The following is a 17,446-nucleotide window of genomic DNA, read 5'->3' as shown; positions in this document are numbered from 1 at the left end:
CCTCAGGCGGCGGAGGCGACGACGTCGGCGGCCTGGGCCCGGGCGACGGTGATGGGGGTGGCGCGCAGTGCGGCCTCCTCGACGGCGACCGCGTCGGAGACCTCGCGCAGCACCTCGGAGAGCGGCAGGTCGAGGGCGGAGCACAGCGAGGCGAGCAGCTCGGACGACGCCTCCTTCTGGCCGCGCTCGATCTCGGAGATGTAGCCCAGGCTCACCCGGGCCTCCGCAGACACCTCGCGGAGGGTCATCCCACGCTGGACCCGCTCGCTGCGGAGCACGTCGCCGAGCAACTTGCGAAAGAGCACCATGCGCCTCTCCCTTCTCTCGAGCCGGCTCACCGGGGACGCCCCTGTCGAGGCGCATCATGGAGGCCAACGCTACCCGAGCACGGATCCTTCCATGCGGAGGATGCCACCGAGCAGGGACAACGCCTCGTCGCAGGTCGCGGACTGGACATCGGTCCGGTCCCCCTCGAGCTCCAGCAGCCGCGTCTCGACCCCCTCCGGCCCGGCGACCGCGATCCACACGGTGCCGGGCGGCTGGCCCTCCTGCGGCTCGGGCCCCGCCACCCCGGTCGTGCTGAGGCCGTACGTCGCGGACAGCAGGTCGCGGACTCCGCTGGCCATCGCCACGGCGCACTCCCCCGAGATGACGCCGTGCTCGCGCACCACCTGCTCCGGCACGCCGAGGACCGACTCCTTGACCTCGGTGGCGTAGGCGACCACGCCGCCGAGGAACACGTCGGACGAGCCGGGCAGCTGGGTGAGGCGGACGGCGAGAGCCCCTCCGGTGAGGGACTCCGCCGTGGCCACCGTGCTGCCCAGCTCGACGAGACGGTCCTGCAGCGCCTGGCTCATGGGCCCGATGCTAGCCCCGCGGGTGCAGGGGCTTCGTCTCCCGGCCGCGCAGGTTGATGCCGATCACCTCCGGGTTGTGGTCGGACGCCGCGTAGACGGTCGGACGGTAGAGGTCGGTGCCCACGTAGTTGTAGCGGCTGTACTGGTAGAAGACCGACTCGTTGGCGTTGGTCTCCCAGACGTCGACGCCGGTCACCATCGCCCTGGCGGCGGGGTTGGCGAAGATGTGGTCAAGCGAGCCGGAGGTGCCCGCGAAGCTGTAGCTCTCCTCGTCCGGGTCGTCCGTGGACGTGAGGGCCACATAGCCGGCGCCCTCGATCTCCTGGACCGGGTCCTCCTCCGAGTAGGCGTTGAAGTCGCCGGTCAGGAACACCTTGTCCGTGTCGCGCTCGGCGGCGAAGCTGTTCGCGAACGCCACCAGCGCCCTGGCCTGCGCCACCCGGTCGGGGTTGGCGTTGCCCTGGCCGGTGCCGTCGTCGAAGCCCGAGGCCTTGGACTTGAAGTGGTTGGCGATCACCGCGAACCTCTGCCCCGCCGGCCCGCCCGTGCCCTTGAAGACCTGCGCGAGCGGCTCGCGGGCGTTGTCGAAGGCCGGGACGTCGAGGATCTTGCTCTCCCCGACCACCTCGATCGTCGACGGGTCGTAGATGAACCCGGTGCGGATCACGTCCTCGCTGGCGGGCAGCGCCGACGGTGACGGGACGTAGGCCCACCGGACGTTCCCGGCGTCGGCGTTGAGGGCGCCCACGAGGGAGGCGATGGCCTCGTCGCGGTCGCCGCCGTCGACGACGCGCGAGTTCTCCAGCTCCTCGAGGGAGACCACGTCGGCGTCCATCGTGTTGATCGCGCGGACGATCTTGGCCTGCTGACGTTCGAAGTTGACCTGGTTCCAGGCGCCCCGGGGGCCGTTGGCACCCGAGCAGCTCCGGGTCGCGATCGGGTTGCCGTCCCGGTCGACGAAGGCCGAGCAGCCGGGGACGTCGCCGCCGAGGGTGGTGAAGTAGTTGAGCACGTTGAACGTGGCCAGCTTGAGGTCGCCACCCACCGGCGCGGGCGCGGCGGGACGGTCCTGCTCGAAGGTCACCAGGCCGGTCGGGACACCGATGACCTGCCGCTGTGGCTGGAGCTTCCAGCCGAACCGGTAGTCGAGGATGACCGGCTTGTCGAAGGTGACCTGCGCGCCGACGCGGACCGTGTGGTCGGCGGTCAGCCACGGCAGCGGCTCGTCCTGGGCATCGGCGGTGTTGCTGGTGTTCCAGTAGGTCGCCGACGACCCGTCGTCGAGCACCACCCGGTGCGCGTCGTTGTAGGCAGTGCGGGCGGCGATGCCCGAGGCGTCCTGGGCGTCCACGACCTCCGTCGGGGTGACCAGGGGGATGGTCGAGCCGGCGGCGATGCCGATCTCGCCGAAGAATCTGCTCGACGTGACCCCGAAGTCGTAGGCGTCGGTCACCGTCATCGGGGCAGTGGGCGAGAACGCCTCGCCCTCCAGCTCCTCACGCTGCGCATCGAGGGAGGCCGTGTCCGGGCAGGCCGTGCCGGGCAGGGCACACGTGCTGCCGGGCAGCTCGGTGTTCGGTACGACGGCCGGGAGCGCCGCGATCTCGGTCACCGTGGTGGCGTCGACCTCGGTGAGCCCGCCGAACTCCTTGACCAGGCCGACGACCTCGACCGAGTCGCCGACCGCGATGGAGGAGGCGAACCCGGGCTCGAAGACGAACAGGCCGTCGGAGGCGCCCGGCGTGGTGTCGGGGCCGGGCGTCTGGATATAGAAGCCGTTGAAGCCGCCCGTCGGGTAGGCCGCCGTCACCACGCCTCGGGTCGACACCTGCTGCCCAGACAGCGGACTGCTGGCGCCGGTGCCCTGGATCTCGGCGATGGTCTTCGAGACGGGGCCGGGCGGCGGCTCGGTGACCACGCCGGAGCTGTGCGGCGCCGGGCTGGCGGCCGTGAAGTCGGCCGCGTTGTCGTCGGTGTCCCTGCGCGCCGCGTCCCGGGTGGCCGCCGTGGTGTTGGACAGGGCCGGAGCCGGCGAGCCCTCGCGTACCACGGCGGCGCCGTAGCCCACGACGTCGATGACGCCGGCCGCGCCGCTCAGCCGTACGCTGCCGGCGGATCCGCCCATCGAGATCGAGCCCGTGGCGTCCGGAGTCGGCAGTGCGGTCGTGCCGCCATTGCCCTTCGCCTCCCGGATCAGGTAGTGCCCCTTCGCCGGGACGCTGCCGCTGAGGGGGTGGCTGTCACCGGGGTTGCCGCTGGCAGCGAAGTACTCCACCGTCAGGCCCTCGACGCTGATCGCGGCATCGGTGGGGTTGTAGAGCTCGATGAAGTCGTGGGTCAGGGTGGCGCCGGAGTTGCCCCCGCCGCCGTAGACCTCGCTGATGACGAGGCCGGTGCCGGCCGGGTTGGCCTGGGCGGGCAAGGCTGCGAGCCCGGTCGCGAGCAGGCCGAAGGCGGCCGCGGCGACGATCAGTCGTGCGTTCGCGCTGGTGCGCATGGGTTCTCCCGAGGTCGGACGTGGTGTGCTGGCGGGGCGAGCAGGAGTCGAGCAGGGATGGTGAGGGAGCCCGGCGGACCGGGCTCCCTCACCTCACTCAGCCGCGGCGGACGCGGAGCTTGAAGGCCTTGCTGGCCTTCAGGTACTCGCCGCTGCCCTTGTACGTCGCCTTGAGCTTGTAGCGGTCGGCCTTCTTCAGGCGCCGCAGCTTGAACTTCGCCCTGCCGTCCTTGAGCATGGCGGTCCACTTCTTGTCGATCTTGTCGAAGATCCGCAGGACGACCTTGCCGTGGGGCGTGCCGGCCTCGGCCAGGACCTTGACGACGATGCGCGCGCGGGTCTTGCCTGCGACGACCTTCTTGGGGCGCTTGACGACCTTGATCTTCACGGCCTTCTTCGGGCCGACCGTGATCGGGACGTCCACGGTGGTCCCCGTGGTCGTGCCGGTGACACGGAGCGTCGCAGGCCCCTGGGCGGTGCCGCCCGGCACCTTGGCGGCAACGGCGGCCTTGCCGTACTCGTCGAAGACGTCCGCGCCCAGCGTGTTGTCGACGGGTAAGGTGCCGAGCTTCTTGTCACCCAGGGTGACCGCCACGGCGGTGTCCTTCTTGTCGGGCGCCGTGGAGAAGGCCAGCGAGGACAGCGAGAGCTTCACCGTGTCGCCCGGGCTGTACGCCGCGGGGGCACCGGCCGGGAACGAGACCCCCACCGAGTGCTGGGTGTAGTCGGGCGCGACGGGCGACTTGGCCGCGGCGTAGTCCACCATGGCCTGCAGGTCGATCTTGCCGGTGTCGCGCTTGGCGGTGCCGTCCTTGAAGACGTGGAAGTTGTCGCCCCCGGCGGCGAGGAACGAGTTGACCGTCACGGAGTAGGCCGTGGCGGGCTCGATCCTCTTGCCGCCCAGCCACATGCCGGTGATGCGTGAGCCCTCGGGCCTGGCCGGGTCGTAGGTGTAGGAGAAGCCGGCCGACGTGCCGAGGCGGAGGAACGGCCGGGTGGGCACCTCGCCCTTGCTGTCGCGCTGCCACTGCTGCTCGAGCACGGTCTTGATCTGGGCACCCGTGAGCCTCATGTTGACCAGCGTGTTGGCGAACGGCTGCACGACCGCGGCCTGCTTGTAGGTCAGCGTGGCCGGGTAGCCCGCGGCTGCGTTGCCGACCATGTCGGCCCGCAGGCCGCCGGGGTTCATGAACGCGATCTGCGCCGCGCCGGCCTCGGGGGTCGACGTGGCCCAGCGCTGCACCTCGGCGACGAGGTTGCCCAGCGTGGACTCGCCACCGCGGTTCTCGGTGCCGCTGGCGAGCTGGGCACGGTTGAACGGAGCGGTGATCTTGCCGAGCTCCCGGGCGCCGAGCTCGTCGGCCTTCGCCTTCGCGGCGTCCACGATCGCCTTGGTCTCGGCGTCGACCGGGTAGAGCGCCGGCGGGACGCCGGGACCGCTGCCGTCCGGGTCGGGACCCATCAGCGGCAGGATGCTCTGGTTGACGGCGGTGACCTGGCCGGTCGCGTCGTCGACCGAGAAGACGAGCTTGTTGAGGTTCATGCCGTACTGGCCGGCCGAGACGACCGGTCGGGTGGTGACGGCGCGTCCCTCGGTCTGCCACGCGGGCACCGGCACGGAGTGGTTGTAGGCCAGGTGGGTGTGGCCGGAGATGATCGCGTCGATGTTGGTGTCGACGCCGTTGACGATCCGGCCGAACGCGTTGGTGGTGCTGGTCGCCGAGGCGAACGTCGTGTCGGGGGCGCCCTCGTGCACCAGCAGCACGATCACGTCCGCGCCCTCGGCCTCGAGGGCGTCGGCGCTGGCGTTGACCTCGTTGACGATGTTGGTGACGGCGATCGAGGAGATGCCGTCCGGGCTCACGAGCGACGGCAGGTCCTCGGTGACCGCGCCGACGAAGCCGACCTCCACCGACCCGAAGTCCTTGATCCAGCGGTCCGGAACGGCGTGGGTGTTGTCGCTCTTCTTGCGGAGGTTGGCCGCGATGTACTGCCAGGCCGCTCCGCCGAGCGGGTTCGTGGTGGCGTCGTAGGCAGCCATCACGCGGTTGACCAGGTCGGCGTAGCCGGCGTCCAGCTCGTGGTTGCCGACGGCCGACACGTCGAGCCCGGCCTCGTTGAGGGCATCGATGGTCGGCTTGTCCTTCTGGATGAAGGACTCGAAGGTGGAGGCGCCGATCAGGTCACCGGCGGCTGCGAAGACGGTGTTGGGGTTCTCCGCCTCGAGCTGCTTGACGGCGCCGGAGAGCACGGCAGCGCCCGCCTCCGAGCCGTTGGCCAGCAGGCGGCCGTGGAAGTCGTTGGTGCCGAGGATCTGGATGTTGACCGTGGCCGCGTGGGCCGGCGACGCCGTCCCCAGGACAGCCATCGGGGCCGCAAGAACCCCCGCTGCGGTCGCCCCCGCGATGAAGCGTCGACCGAATGATGATGTTGACACAGGAAGCCTTTCGGGACGGGCTGGTGAACCGCGTCACGATAACCCGACGTGGGGGCCCTCCCGTGGCACTTCAGACGAGTCCCGGTGAACCTTCTGTGACGGCTTGGTCAGGACCGGGCGGACCGTCGCGCGCGCCGCACGTCGCGGAAGAACTCGTAGCCCGACCACATGGTCATCGCCACGGCCGCGGCCAGGAGGACCTGGCTGGTGTAGAAGAGCACCTCGCCGAAGACCCCCCAGGCGTCGAAGGCCCCGCCGTGCGCGTCTCCGTGCGGGAGCGGCCAGATCAGGCCGGAGAGCGCGACGGCCTGCAGGGTCGTCTTGATCTTGCCGCTCTGGGCGGCCGCGATGACGACGTGCTTGAGGATCGAGAGGCGCAGCAGCGTCACGCTCCACTCGCGGACCAGCACGAGGATCGTGACCCACCACCAGATGTCGCCCACCAGCGAGAGCCCGATGAAGGCCATGCCGGTGATCGCCTTGTCGGCGATCGGGTCCGCGATCTTGCCGAAGTCGGTGATCAGGTTGTGCTTGCGCGCGAGGTCGCCGTCGACCTTGTCGGTGATCATCGCGACGGCGAAGATGGCGAAGGCGACCCAGCGCCACAGCACCGAGTCGCCGCCGTCCTGCAGCAGCGCCCAGGCGAAGAACGGGACCAGGACGATGCGCAGCGTCGTGAGGACGTTGGCGATGTTGAAGTTGGAGACCTTCTGCTGTGTCTCGCTCATGCGCGTGCTCCCTCCTGCTGGGGCACGTCTGCCCGGGCAACGAGGTCGACGCCGTCCGTGGCGACGACCGTGGCGGTCACGAGGTGGCCGACGGTCACGGCGCCCGCGTCCTCGAGCCGCGTCGTACCGTCGACCTCGGGGCCCTGGTGCGCGGCCCTGCCTTCGGCGACACCGTCCTCGGCCGACTCGACGAGCACGGTGACCGTCTCGCCGACGCGCTCCTCGGCGCGCTGGGCGTTGAGCTCCTCGACCAGGGCGGTGACGTGCTCGGTGCGGGCCCGCACCTCGTCGTCGTCGAGCTTGCCGTCGTAGGTGGCGGCCTCGGTGCCGTCCTCGTCGGAGTAGCCGAAGACGCCCGTGACGTCCATCCGGGCGGCCTCCAGGAAGTCGCACAGCACCTGCAGGTCGTCCTCGGTCTCGCCGGGGAAGCCGACGATGACGTTGGACCGGACGCCTGCCTCCGGCGCGAGGCCCCGGATCTGCTCGAGCAGCCCAAGGAAGCTCTCGGGGTCGCCGAAGCGGCGCATCCGCCGCAGCACCGTGGCGCTGGCGTGCTGGAACGACAGGTCGAAGTAGGGCACGACGCCGGGCGTCGAGGCGATCGCCTCGACCAGGCCGGGGCGGGTCTCGGCGGGCTGCAGGTAGGAGACCCGCACCCGCGCGATGCCGTCGATTCCGGCCAGCTCGGGCAGCAGTGTCTCGAGCAGCCGCAGGTCGCCGAGGTCCTTGCCGTAGGACGTGGAGTTCTCGCTGACGAGGAAGAGCTCCCTGACGCCCTGCGTCGCCAGCCACTGCGCCTCCTGGAGCACGTCGCTGGGACGCCGGCTGACGAACGAGCCGCGGAAGCTGGGGATCGCGCAGAACGAGCAGCGGCGGTCGCAGCCGCTCGCGAGCTTGAGGGGGGCCATCGGGCCGGCGTCGAGGCGACGGCGTACGGCGCGCGGCCCGGTCGCAGGCGCACCGACCCCGATCTCGGCGAGGTCGCCGTGCCCGGGCACCGAGATGGCGGAGGCGTCGCGGTCCACCGGGGAGATGGGCAGCAGGCGCCGGCGGTCGGACGGCGTGTGGGCCTGGTGGGCCTCCCCCGCGACGATCGAGCGCAGCCGGGCCGCGATGTCCGGATAGTCGTCGAAGCCGAGCACCGCGTCGGCCTCCGGCAGCGACTCGGCGAGGTCCTTGCCGTAGCGCTCCGCGAGGCAGCCCACCGCCACGACCGCCTGGGTCCGGCCCTGCTCCTTGAGGTCGGCAGCCTCGAGCAGGGTGTCGACGGAGTCCTTCTTGGCCGCCTCGACGAAGCCGCAGGTGTTGACGACGACCGTGTCGGCGTCCCCGGGGTCGGCGACCAGCACGAAGCCGTCGGCCTCGAGCCGACCGGCCAGCTCCTCGGAGTCGACCTCGTTGCGGGCGCAGCCCAGGGTCACCACCGCGACGCTCATCGGGGTGGACGGTTCAGTGCGGGTGCTCGTCATGTCACCCGTGAGTATGCCGTCTCGGCATGTCGGGGCCCGCAACGCCGACGCATCGGCGGCGTCTCGCCCGCCGGGGCGGGTGAGACGAAACACGTCCGGGGACGTGGTCCGGTCAGCGTGGGACGAACGTGCCCTGGCCGGTGACACCGGGCTCGCCGACGGGACGGGCGGCCTCCCCGTCGAGGGCGACGGTGACGGCACCGTCGGTGGACTGGACGCGCACGGGCGGCGAGGCCGTGAGCTCCTGCGTGGCGCCGACCGACAGGTTGCCCTTGAAGACGATCTCGCCCCTGCCGTCACGGACCACGACGTGCGCGCCCCCGGCAGGGGCGGACACCACCACGGGCACGGGGTCGGCCACGGGCGCCGTGCCCATGCCGTCCGGGCCACCGGACCCGTTGAGCACCGGGGTGGCGCCGCGCAGCGGCTGGGGCGAGTCCATGACCAGGCGGGCGATCGACCAGCAGAGCACCAGGGCCATGACGACGGCGACCAGCGCCGACCAGTTCGGGCCGCCGCGCGTGCCGCGGATGGAGCCGTGGGCGCCCGTGGCGAGCTCGGCCTCGAAGACCCGGCGCGGGTTGATCGGGGCGTGCGCGTAGCGCTCGTCGTAGGACGCCAGCAGCGGGGTGACGTCGACGCCGAGCACCCGGGCGAGGGTGCGCAGGTGGCCGCGGGCGTAGAAGTCGCCGCCGCAGGGCACGAAGTCGTCGACCTCGATCGCCTCGATGACGTGCGGCCGGATGCGAGTGCGCTCGGCGAGCTGGTCGACCGTGAGGCCGATCCTGGTGCGCGCCGCCGCCAGCTCCGGTCCGATCACGGGGTCGTCGGCGGGCTCGACGGCGAAGTCGTCGATGACGAGCGCCTCGACGGCGTCGCCCTCGCGGGCGATCGGGCGCACCCGGTCGCCCCAGACCTGGGTCTCCTCGACCAGGCTGACGCTGCCGGGGCGGCGCAGCTCGCGACCGGTCGGCTCCTCGGCGGCCTCTGCCTCTCGGCGTACCTCCGCACGGCTGGCCGGCCGGGTCTCCCGGAAGGGTGCCGGGGTGGCGCTCGCCGCGACGTCGTGGCCGTCCCCACCGCCGGTCCCGGCCTCGTCCGCCACCTCGTCCTGGGCTGCGGCATGGTCGTCGACGCCGTCGCGCCGCTCCGGCAGCAGCGCGGCGAGGCGGGCGATGCCCGTGGCGAGCAGCGGGCGGGGGTCACGCAGGTGGACGTGGTGGCCGGTGTCGACGTGGTCGGCCCCGGTGTCGTCGGAGACGTCCTCGGCGACCTCGGTGGTCTCGGGTGCCGGGGTGGTCGCGGCCCGCTCGACCACGACGACCTCGGTGGCGCTCATCGCTACCCGCTCGAGCGCCGCGGAGATGTCGTCGCCCGCGCCGGTCACCTTGGTCGACAGCCCCAGCGGCACGGCCAGCGGCGCTCCGTGCAGCCGCTCGGCCCAGGCCGCCTGTCGGCGGCCGCGCCGGTCGAGCTCGTCGAGCAGCCTCTCGGGGTTGTGCGGCACCACGACGAGTCGGCCGTCGATTAGCAGGCCGCGGCGCGGCGTGTGCTCCACCCGTCGTACGGCGCCCCAGGGCAGGCCGCGCCAGGTGCGGCCCAGCCGCATCCGCACGCCCTGGGCGTCGGCGACCATCAGCGGCGTGCGGGCGTCGACCAGCGCGGCGAGCCAGGCGATGCCGAGCAGGCCCATGGCAGCGGACAGCACCCAGTCGAGCACGGCTCCGGTCTGGACGGCGCGCCCGAGGTAGGCGATGGCGACGGCGGACGAGACGGCTCCCACGCCGGCGGCGAGGCCGGCGCTGCGGTGCACCTCGACCACGTCGGGCGCGAGGGTGAGCGCCTCGCGTGGCGTCTCCTGCTCCTCGTGCGGCTGGTCGTGCAGCGGTGCGCTCTCCATCAGGACTCCCCCTCCAGCGTGGCGATCACGGAGTCGAGCTCGTCGGGCTTCACCAGGACGTCACGGGCCTTGGAGCCCTCGCTCGGGCCGACGACGCCGCGGCTCTCGAGGATGTCCATCAGGCGGCCTGCCTTGGCGAAGCCGACCCGCAGCTTGCGCTGCAGCATCGACGTGGAACCGAACTGCGTGGACACGACGAGCTCGATGGCCTGGATCACCAGGTCCATGTCGTCGCCGATGTCGTCGTCGAGCTCGCGCTTGGACGCCTGCGGCGCGGTGACGTCCTCGACGTAGGTGGGCTCGAGCTGCTGCTTGCAGTGCTTGACGACCTGGTGGATCTCGGCCTCGGTGACCCACGAGCCCTGGACCCGGATCGCCTTCGACGCCCCCATCGGCAGGAACAGCCCGTCGCCCTGGCCGACCAACTTCTCCGCGCCGGGCTGGTCGAGGATGACCCGGCTGTCGGCGAGCGACGACGTCGCGAACGCCAGCCGCGAGGGAACGTTGGCCTTGATGAGGCCGGTGACCACGTCGACGGACGGACGCTGGGTGGCGAGCACCAGGTGGATGCCGGCGGCACGCGCGAGCTGGGTGATCCGGACCACCGAGTCCTCGACGTCGCGCGGGGCGACCATCATCAGGTCCGCGAGCTCGTCGACGATCACGAGCAGGTAGGGGTACGGCGAGAGCTGGCGCTCGCTGCCGGGCGGCACCTCGACCTTGCCGGCCCGCACGGCCTTGTTGAAGTCGTCGATGTGGCGGAAGCCGAAGTTGGCCAGGTCGTCGTAGCGCATGTCCATCTCGCGACAGACCCACGCCAGCGCCTCGGCGGCCTTCTTCGGGTTGGTGATGATCGGCGTGATCAGGTGCGGGACGCCCTCGTAGTTGTTCAGCTCGACGCGCTTGGGGTCGACCATGATCATCCGCACCTCGTCCGGCGTGGAGCGCATCAGGATCGAGGTGATGAGGGAGTTGATGAACGACGACTTGCCCGAGCCGGTGGCACCGGCGACGAGCAGGTGCGGCATCTTCGCCATGTTGGCGACGACGAAGCCGCCCTCGACGTCCTTGCCGAGCCCGGCGACCATCGGGTGGTGGTCGTTGCGGGCGGCGTTGGAGCGGAGCACGTCGCCGAGGGAGACGATCTCCTTGTCGACGTTGGGGATCTCGACGCCGACCGCGGACTTGCCCGGGATGGGGCTGAGGATGCGGACGTCGTCGGAGCCGACGGCGTAGGAGATGTTGCGCTGGACGCCGAGGATCTTCTCGACCTTGACGCCGACACCGAGCTCGATCTCGTAGCGGGTGACGGTCGGGCCACGGGTGTAGCCGGTGATCTGGGCGTCGATGCCGAACTCGTCGAGCACGCCGGAGAGGCGCTCGACGACGGCGTCGCTGGCCTTCGAGCGCGCCTTGTGGGGCGAGCCCGGCTTGAGCACGGCTCCGTCGGGGAGGGTGTAGGCGAAGTCGCCGGACAGCTGGAGCTGCTCCACCCGCTGCGGGAGCGGCGTGTGTGGAGGCGGCTCGACGTCGCCGGTCGGGGCGTCGTCGACGACGGGCGTGACCGCCGTGGGCGCGTCGGCGAACAGGTCGATGCCCACGTCGGCGCCCTCGTCGGAGGTCGACGCGGCCAGCGCCTTGCGGCGCTTCTTCAGCTCGCGGTCGGGCAGCACAGGACTGTCGTAGGCCGGGTCCCCCATCTCGGGGTCGACCTCGTCGAGCCCCTTGCGGCGGCGGGTGCGCACCGGCTGCGTCTTCTCGTCGGCCTGGGCGTCCGGGACGGCGACGGGGTGGCGGCCGAGCAGTTGGTCGCGGACCGAGGCGAGCCGGTCGGGCACGCGGTAGAGCGGGGTCGCGGTGATGATGAGGAGCCCGAAGAAGGCCAGCAACCCCAGCAGCGGCACCACGACGTACGACGTGCGCACGAGGTCGAGGAGCAGGCTGGACATCACGAAGCCGATCGCGCCACCCGCCTCCTGCAGCGCGCTGGCGTCGCCGACCTCGGGCTGGGGGTTGCCGTTGGCGATGTGCACGATCCCCAGGGAGCCGAGCGCGAAGGCGGACCAGCCGATCACCTGGCGGCCGGCGGGGCCGTTGTGCTCAGGGTCGCGGAGGGTGCGGAAGCCGACGTAGAGGAACACGAAGGGGACCAGCCAGCCGACCTTGCCGACCGAGCCGGACACCACCTCGCGGACGAAGTCCATGAAACCGCCCGGGGGCTGCCACCAGACCGCGGCAGCGACGACCAGGGCCAGGCCGATCAGGAACAGCCCCACCCCGTCGCGGCGGTGCTCGGGGTCCAGGTCACGGGCCGAGCGCCCGACACTGCGGGCCACCGCCCCCAGCGCGTGGGCGACCGCCAGCCACACCGAGGCCACCGCGTGGCCGAACGCACCGAAGGTGCGGGCCACCGGTCCCGGGCCGTTGCGCACGGCGCGGGGGGCGGGCCGGCGCGCGGCCGTCCTCGTCCGGGCCTTCGCGGGGGCCTTGGACGAGGGGCGCTTGCTGGTACTCCGTGATCGGGTGCTCGAGCCTGCCTTGGTGCGTGACGTGCTCGAGCTCCGCGACCCCGGCGGGGAAGACGTACGGGTCGCCATGCTCCGACCCTAGTTGGTCGTCACACCAGCCCCATGGATCACAGGATGCGTGTCGCCGGGCACCGCTCGGCGATCCCTTGTCACAGCCAGCGGCCGTGAAGGTGTTTACCTGTCACGATCCGCAGCCTACTGTGACTCGGACCACTCCCCCATCCTCGCGGGAGTCTCGGGAAAGAGAGGATTACCCGACGTGAAGCTCCTCAAGCAGGGCGTCGCGCTGGCGGTCATCGGGGCGGGCCTCGCAGCCTCACCGATGATGCAGGCGCAAGCCGGGTCCGCGCCCCGATCGGGCGACGGCAACGGCGTGCAGGCCATGAAGAACGAGGCCCAGGGCCTCGTCACACTCTCCGGAGAGAGCGCGACCCGTCGGGTCGGCTTCATCCGGGTCAAGGGCACCGACGGCGACCTGATGCCGTCGCGCTCCGGCGCCTCGCGCGCCGCTGCGGCGGCCAAGGCCGACGCCTATCTCGACAAGTACGCCGCGAACTTCGCTGCCCGCCCGTCCGAGCTCCGGCGGGACAGCGTCACCGCGAACGGCGTCGGCTGGACGGTCACCTACAGCCAGGCCTACCGGGGCGTCGACGTCTTCGGCGCCATGCTGCGCGCGCACGTCGACGAGCAGGGCGACCTGACCTCGGTCAACGGCTACGCCGCGCCCGACCTCTCGCTGTCCACGACGCCGCGCGTGAGCGCCGAGCGCGCCGGCGAGGCAGCGGTCGGCACGGTGCGGGCCCAGCCGCCCGGTCACGAGGGTGACGCCGACACCACCGGCATCCACGCTGCCTCCACCGAGCTGGTCGTCTACCGGCTCGGCGCCACCAAGGGCGAGGCCGGCAAGGCGATCCTCGCCTGGGTCGTGGAGGTCACCAACGGGGCGAACGTCCGCGACATGGTGTTCCTCGACGCGCAGACGGGCAAGCTCGTCAACCGCTACTCCCTGGTCCACGACGCGCTCTCCCGCGAGCTCTACGAGGGGGTCTACCACCGCAAGGGCCTCAAGTGGGTGGAGGGCGACGCCTTCCCGGGCCGGCTCGACGTCGACCAGCAGAACGAGGTCCTCGGCACGGGTGAGTCCTACTGGTTCTTCATGAACGGCTTCGGTCGCGACTCCTACGACGGCGCGGGCCACAAGATGATCACGGTCAACAACGACCCGCGCATCTCGTGCCCCAACGCCAACTGGAACGGCGTCACCACCAACTACTGCAGCGGCGTCTCCTCCGACGACGTCGTCGCGCACGAGTGGGGCCACGCCTACACCGAGTACACCCACGGCCTGATCTACCAGTGGCAGTCCGGTGCGCTCAACGAGTCCTACTCCGACATCTGGGGTGAGACCGTCGACCTGATCAACGGCCGGATGGACGCCGACGAGGGCGACATCGCGGCCAAGCGTCCGGTGGGCGTCTGCTCGAGCCACTCCCCCGCGCGCCCGGTTGCGGTGATCAACTCGCCCGCCAGCATCGCCAAGGTCTGCCAGGCCGGTGCGGCCTCGTTCGGCCCGCAGCTCAGCGCCACCGGGGTCACCGGTGACGTGGTCCTGGGCGTGGACAACGGCCAGCCGGCACCGGACGGTACGCCGAGCCCCAGCACCTCCGACGCGTGCACCGCGCTGACCAACGGTGCGGCGGTGGCCGGCAAGATCGCGCTCGTCGACCGCGGTGCCTGCGCCTTCACCATCAAGGTGAAGAATGCCCAGAACGCCGGGGCGATCGCGGTCCTGGTGGCCGACAACGTGGAGTCGACCCCGGCAGGCATGTCCGGCGTCGACTCGACGATCACGATCCCCTCGGTGCGGATCCGCCTCTCCGACGGCAACCTGATCAAGTCGGAGCTGCCCAACGGTCCGGTCAACGTCACCCTCAAGGACGCGACCGGCGTCCGCCACGACTCCTACCGCTGGCTGATGGGTGAGGACTCCACCGCCTTCGGTGGAGCGATCCGCGACATGTGGAGCCCGACCTGCCACGGCGACCCGGGCAAGGTCTCGGACGCCGAGTACTACTGCGCCACCGACGACGGCGGCGGCGTCCACAGCAACTCCGGCGTGCCCAACCACGGCTACGCCCTGCTCGTGGACGGCGGTTCCTACAACGGCGTCGACATCAAGGGGCTCGGCATGGACAAGGCGGCGGCGATCTACTTCCGCGCGATGACGGAGTACCAGACGCCGACGACCGACTTCGCCGACCACGCGGACGCGCTCGAGGCCTCGTGCACCGACCTCGTCGGCCAGCCGATCCGCAAGCTCAGCACGGCGGCCAACGCCTCGCCTACCGCCGCGGCCTCGATCCGGCGTGGCGACTGCGGCCAGGTCGCCAACATGGCGGCGGCCGTGGAGCTGCGCACCGACCCCGTGCAGTGCGACTTCAAGCCGCTGCTCGACCCGAACACCCCGGCGCTCTGCGGCGAGGGTGGCACCGAGACCCAGGTCTGGGTCGAGGACTTCGAGGACGGCCTCGCTGGCTGGACCCCCAGCCAGCAGGTGGTCTTCCGAGGTGGCTTCGCGATGCCGTGGGAGGCCTCGACCAGCGCTCCGGGCAACCACGCCGGTGGCGTGGCCTACGGCCCGGCGCCCGACCGGGGCGAGTGCTCCAACGGCGCCGGCGACTTCTCCAGCCGTGACTCGATCACCAGCCCCTCGGTGACCGTCCCGGCCGGCGACGCGACGCCGCGGCTCTCCTTCGACCACTACGTGTCGACGGAGACCGGCTATGACGGCGGCAACGTGAAGGTCAGCGTCAACGGGGGCCCGTTCGCGGTCATCCCGGCGGCGGCCTACACCTTCAACGCGCCGACCAAGCTCACCGACGCCTCGACCAACACCAACCCGATGGCGGGCGAGGACGGGTTCACCGGCACCGACGGTGGCGAGATCGGCGGCTCGTGGGGCACCTCGCAGGTCGACCTCACGAAGGCCGGCGTCAAGGCGGGCGACACCGTGACGCTGCGCTTCGACATCGGCCGTGACGGGTGCGGTGGCCTCGAGGGCTGGTACGTCGACAACGTCGAGGTCTCCACCTGCCTCGGCGGCCCGGCGCCGGTGGCCGGCAGCACGGAGGGCCGTCGTCGCTGACGTCGGCCCCTGACGACCCTGGGACGACCGGGGCCTGACACACGGGGAGGGCCCCGGCGGATCCCGCCGGGGCCCTTGTCGTGCGGCTCAGTCGCTCGTGTCCAGGGGCAGCGTCAGCGTGAACGTGCTGCCCCGTCCCAGCTCGCTCTCGACGGACACCTGCCCGCCGTGCTGCTCGGCGATGCGGCGGCAGATGGCGAGGCCCAGACCCGAGCCTGGGATGGAGAGCGCATCGAGGTTGGTGGACCGGTGGAAGGGCGAGAACACATGGGGCTGGTCGATGCGGGAGATGCCCAGACCGGTGTCGACCACCTCCACCCGGGCCTCGGCGCCCGCGGACCCCACACGCACGCGCACCGACCCGCCGCGGGGGGTGTACTTGAGCGCGTTGCCCACCAGGTTGTCCACGATGAGGGAGACCTCGTGGGGGTCCCCGGTCACGGGCAGGGGCTCGTCGAGGACCTCCAGGTCGAGCGAGAGCCCGGACGTCGCGGCCTGGAACCCGGAGTGCTCGACGGTCGAGCGGCACAGCTCCACCAGGTCGAACCGGCGACGCACCTCTCGGATCTCGCCGTGCAGCCGGGAGTAGGAGAGCAGCCTGTCGACCAGCTTGTGCAGGCGATGGGCGCTCCGCTCGATCGCACGCACCGACGGCACCCCGGTGTCCAGCTCGTCGAGCAGCTCGACGTGGCCGATGATCGACGTGAGGGGCGTCTTGAGCTCGTGCGAGATCGTCGCGATGAGGTCGGCGCGGTAGCGGTCGAGCTCGCGCAGCTCGGTGACGAGCCGCTGCTCGGTCTCGTGGACCCGAGCGGCGTGCACGATGCGCCCGAGCTCCCGGGCGATCTCGTGCAGTGCGGTGAGCTCGCTCGTCGTCGGCTCGGGGTGCTCCAGGGGCAAGGCGATGACCAGGTAGCCCATCAGCTCGGCTCCCAGGGACAGCGGTGAGACGAGCAGCCGCCCGGCACCCATCTGACGCATCAGCTCGCGCAGGGGCGCGGCGCTCCGGATGAACGGCCCCTCGTCGCCCTCCAGGAGCAGGCTGACGACCCGGCCACGGCTCGGCCAGGCGTCGTCCGTCAGGTCCTCGCGCAGCAGCAGCGACGGCGAGATCGGCGGCTCGGGATGGCCGAACGCGTGGGCGTCCCTGCCGAGGTCCGGGTCGGCGAAGCACCGCACCCAGACCTGGGACGCCTCGAAGCCGGCGTGCACGGCCCGGACGGCCGTGGCGAGGATGGCGTCCAGGTCGACCTGGCTGCCGGCCAGCGCGACCTCCTTCATGGCGGACTCGAGGCGCATCCCCTCGGCCAGCCGGTCCCTCTGTTGGGCGTTGGAGAGCGCTAGGCCGGCCTGCACGGCGAAGAGCTCGAGCAGCTCCCGCAGCTCGGAGCCGGGCACCTTGTTGCCCGGCGGCAGGTCGACGGCGAGGTTGCCGACCAGCTCGCCGGTAGCGGAGAGCAGGGGCGCGTACAGCGCGTCGAGGGGATGCCAGTCATCGGGCTCGCCACCCGGCGCGATGCCTGGTGTCCAGCCCGGCGCGCGGTCGAGCGGCTGGCGGCCGAGCGTGTCGTGGCTACGGAAACGCAGGATGCCCCAGTGCTCGGCCTTGGCGTACTCGTCGAGGACCAGCTCGATCCCGAACCGGCGGCCGAGGAGGGCGCGGCGCGCGTCGGCGTCGCCCGCGACGTTGGTGGTCAGCACGCTGTCCCCGTCGATGCGGCTGATCGCGCAGACCCCGAAGCCCAGGCCCTCGACCACACCGCGGGCGACCTCGTCGAGCAGCTCGGCCGTGTCGGTCGAGGAGTTGACCCGGCGCACCAGGTCGAGGACCCGGGCGATACCACCCGCGCGGTCGAGCGCGTGCCCAGTCATCTGCCCCCATGCC

The 17,446-nt window shown here is 71.6% G+C and carries 10 protein-coding genes; 1 reads left to right on the top strand and 9 read right to left on the bottom strand.

From position 1 onward, the window contains the following. Nucleotides 1-2: 2 nt before the first annotated feature. From DDE18_RS15270 to DDE18_RS15235, 8 genes are all read right to left on the bottom strand, one after another. A complete protein-coding gene (locus DDE18_RS15270) occupies nt 3-308 on the bottom strand; it encodes a helix-turn-helix domain-containing protein (RefSeq protein WP_116573113.1) in 306 nt (101 codons plus the stop codon). 69 nt (nt 309-377) lie between these two features. Beyond that, the gene (locus tag DDE18_RS15265; RefSeq protein WP_116573112.1) at nt 378-857 is read right to left on the bottom strand and encodes a CinA family protein; all 480 of its coding nucleotides are present in this window, start codon (nt 855-857) and stop codon (nt 378-380) included. A gap of 10 nt (nt 858-867) precedes the next feature. Then, nucleotides 868-3,354 carry an ExeM/NucH family extracellular endonuclease gene (locus tag DDE18_RS15260; protein WP_116573111.1) on the bottom strand — a complete coding sequence of 829 codons (2,487 nt, stop codon included), beginning with the start codon at nt 3,352-3,354 and terminating at the stop codon, nt 868-870. 97 nt (nt 3,355-3,451) lie between these two features. Then, a complete protein-coding gene (locus tag DDE18_RS15255; RefSeq protein ID WP_116573110.1) occupies nt 3,452-5,722 on the bottom strand; it encodes a 5'-nucleotidase C-terminal domain-containing protein in 2,271 nt (756 codons plus the stop codon). A gap of 176 nt (nt 5,723-5,898) precedes the next feature. Further along, on the bottom strand, nt 5,899-6,519 hold the full coding sequence (pgsA, locus tag DDE18_RS15250) for a CDP-diacylglycerol--glycerol-3-phosphate 3-phosphatidyltransferase (RefSeq protein WP_116573109.1): 621 nt from the start codon (nt 6,517-6,519) through the stop codon (nt 5,899-5,901). Next, nucleotides 6,516-7,955: a 30S ribosomal protein S12 methylthiotransferase RimO gene (rimO, locus tag DDE18_RS15245; protein ID WP_116573108.1), complete on the bottom strand. Its 1,440-nt coding sequence runs from the start codon at nt 7,953-7,955 to the stop codon at nt 6,516-6,518. The genes pgsA and rimO overlap by 4 nt, the downstream gene beginning before the upstream one ends. Nucleotides 7,956-8,100: 145 nt before the next feature. Continuing rightward, nucleotides 8,101-9,888 carry a helix-turn-helix domain-containing protein gene (locus tag DDE18_RS15240; RefSeq protein WP_116573107.1) on the bottom strand — a complete coding sequence of 596 codons (1,788 nt, stop codon included), beginning with the start codon at nt 9,886-9,888 and terminating at the stop codon, nt 8,101-8,103. Continuing rightward, nucleotides 9,888-12,485: an FtsK/SpoIIIE family DNA translocase gene (locus DDE18_RS15235; protein WP_116573106.1), complete on the bottom strand. Its 2,598-nt coding sequence runs from the start codon at nt 12,483-12,485 to the stop codon at nt 9,888-9,890. Before DDE18_RS15235 ends, DDE18_RS15240 begins: the two co-directional genes overlap by 1 nt. Before the next feature lie 190 nt (nt 12,486-12,675). Here DDE18_RS15235 and DDE18_RS24060 point away from each other — a divergent pair, with 190 nt between their 5' ends. Continuing rightward, nucleotides 12,676-15,561, top strand: a complete 2,886-nt coding sequence (locus DDE18_RS24060) for a M4 family metallopeptidase (protein WP_116573105.1) — start codon at nt 12,676-12,678, stop codon at nt 15,559-15,561. Nucleotides 15,562-15,648: 87 nt separating this feature from the next. Here the strand turns inward: DDE18_RS24060 and DDE18_RS15225 are convergent, their stop codons facing one another. Continuing rightward, complete coding sequence (locus tag DDE18_RS15225; protein WP_116573104.1) at nt 15,649-17,433, bottom strand: sensor histidine kinase; 1,785 nt, start codon at nt 17,431-17,433, stop codon at nt 15,649-15,651. Between the last annotated feature and the right edge of the window lie 13 nt (nt 17,434-17,446).

Source organism: Nocardioides gansuensis (genome assembly GCF_003076135.1).
GTDB lineage: Bacteria > Actinomycetota > Actinomycetes > Propionibacteriales > Nocardioidaceae > Nocardioides > Nocardioides gansuensis.
The sequence above is the reverse complement of the archived record's forward strand: the minus strand, read 5'-3'. Positions and strand labels throughout refer to the sequence as shown.

Excerpts from the sequence above, each read along its gene's own strand:
- DDE18_RS15270 (WP_116573113.1), bottom strand. The coding sequence starts at position 308 with ATGGTGCTCTTTCGCAAGTTGCTCGGCGACGTGCTCCGCAGCGAGCGG.
- DDE18_RS15265 (WP_116573112.1), bottom strand. The coding sequence starts at position 857 with ATGAGCCAGGCGCTGCAGGACCGTCTCGTCGAGCTGGGCAGCACGGTG.
- DDE18_RS15260 (WP_116573111.1), bottom strand. The coding sequence starts at position 3,354 with ATGCGCACCAGCGCGAACGCACGACTGATCGTCGCCGCGGCCGCCTTC.
- DDE18_RS15255 (WP_116573110.1), bottom strand. The coding sequence starts at position 5,722 with ATGGCTGTCCTGGGGACGGCGTCGCCGGCCCACGCGGCCACGGTCAAC.
- pgsA (WP_116573109.1), bottom strand. The coding sequence starts at position 6,519 with ATGAGCGAGACACAGCAGAAGGTCTCCAACTTCAACATCGCCAACGTC.
- rimO (WP_116573108.1), bottom strand. The coding sequence starts at position 7,955 with ATGAGCGTCGCGGTGGTGACCCTGGGCTGCGCCCGCAACGAGGTCGAC.
- DDE18_RS15240 (WP_116573107.1), bottom strand. The coding sequence starts at position 9,888 with ATGGAGAGCGCACCGCTGCACGACCAGCCGCACGAGGAGCAGGAGACG.
- DDE18_RS15235 (WP_116573106.1), bottom strand. The coding sequence starts at position 12,485 with ATGGCGACCCGTACGTCTTCCCCGCCGGGGTCGCGGAGCTCGAGCACG.
- DDE18_RS15225 (WP_116573104.1), bottom strand. The coding sequence starts at position 17,433 with ATGACTGGGCACGCGCTCGACCGCGCGGGTGGTATCGCCCGGGTCCTC.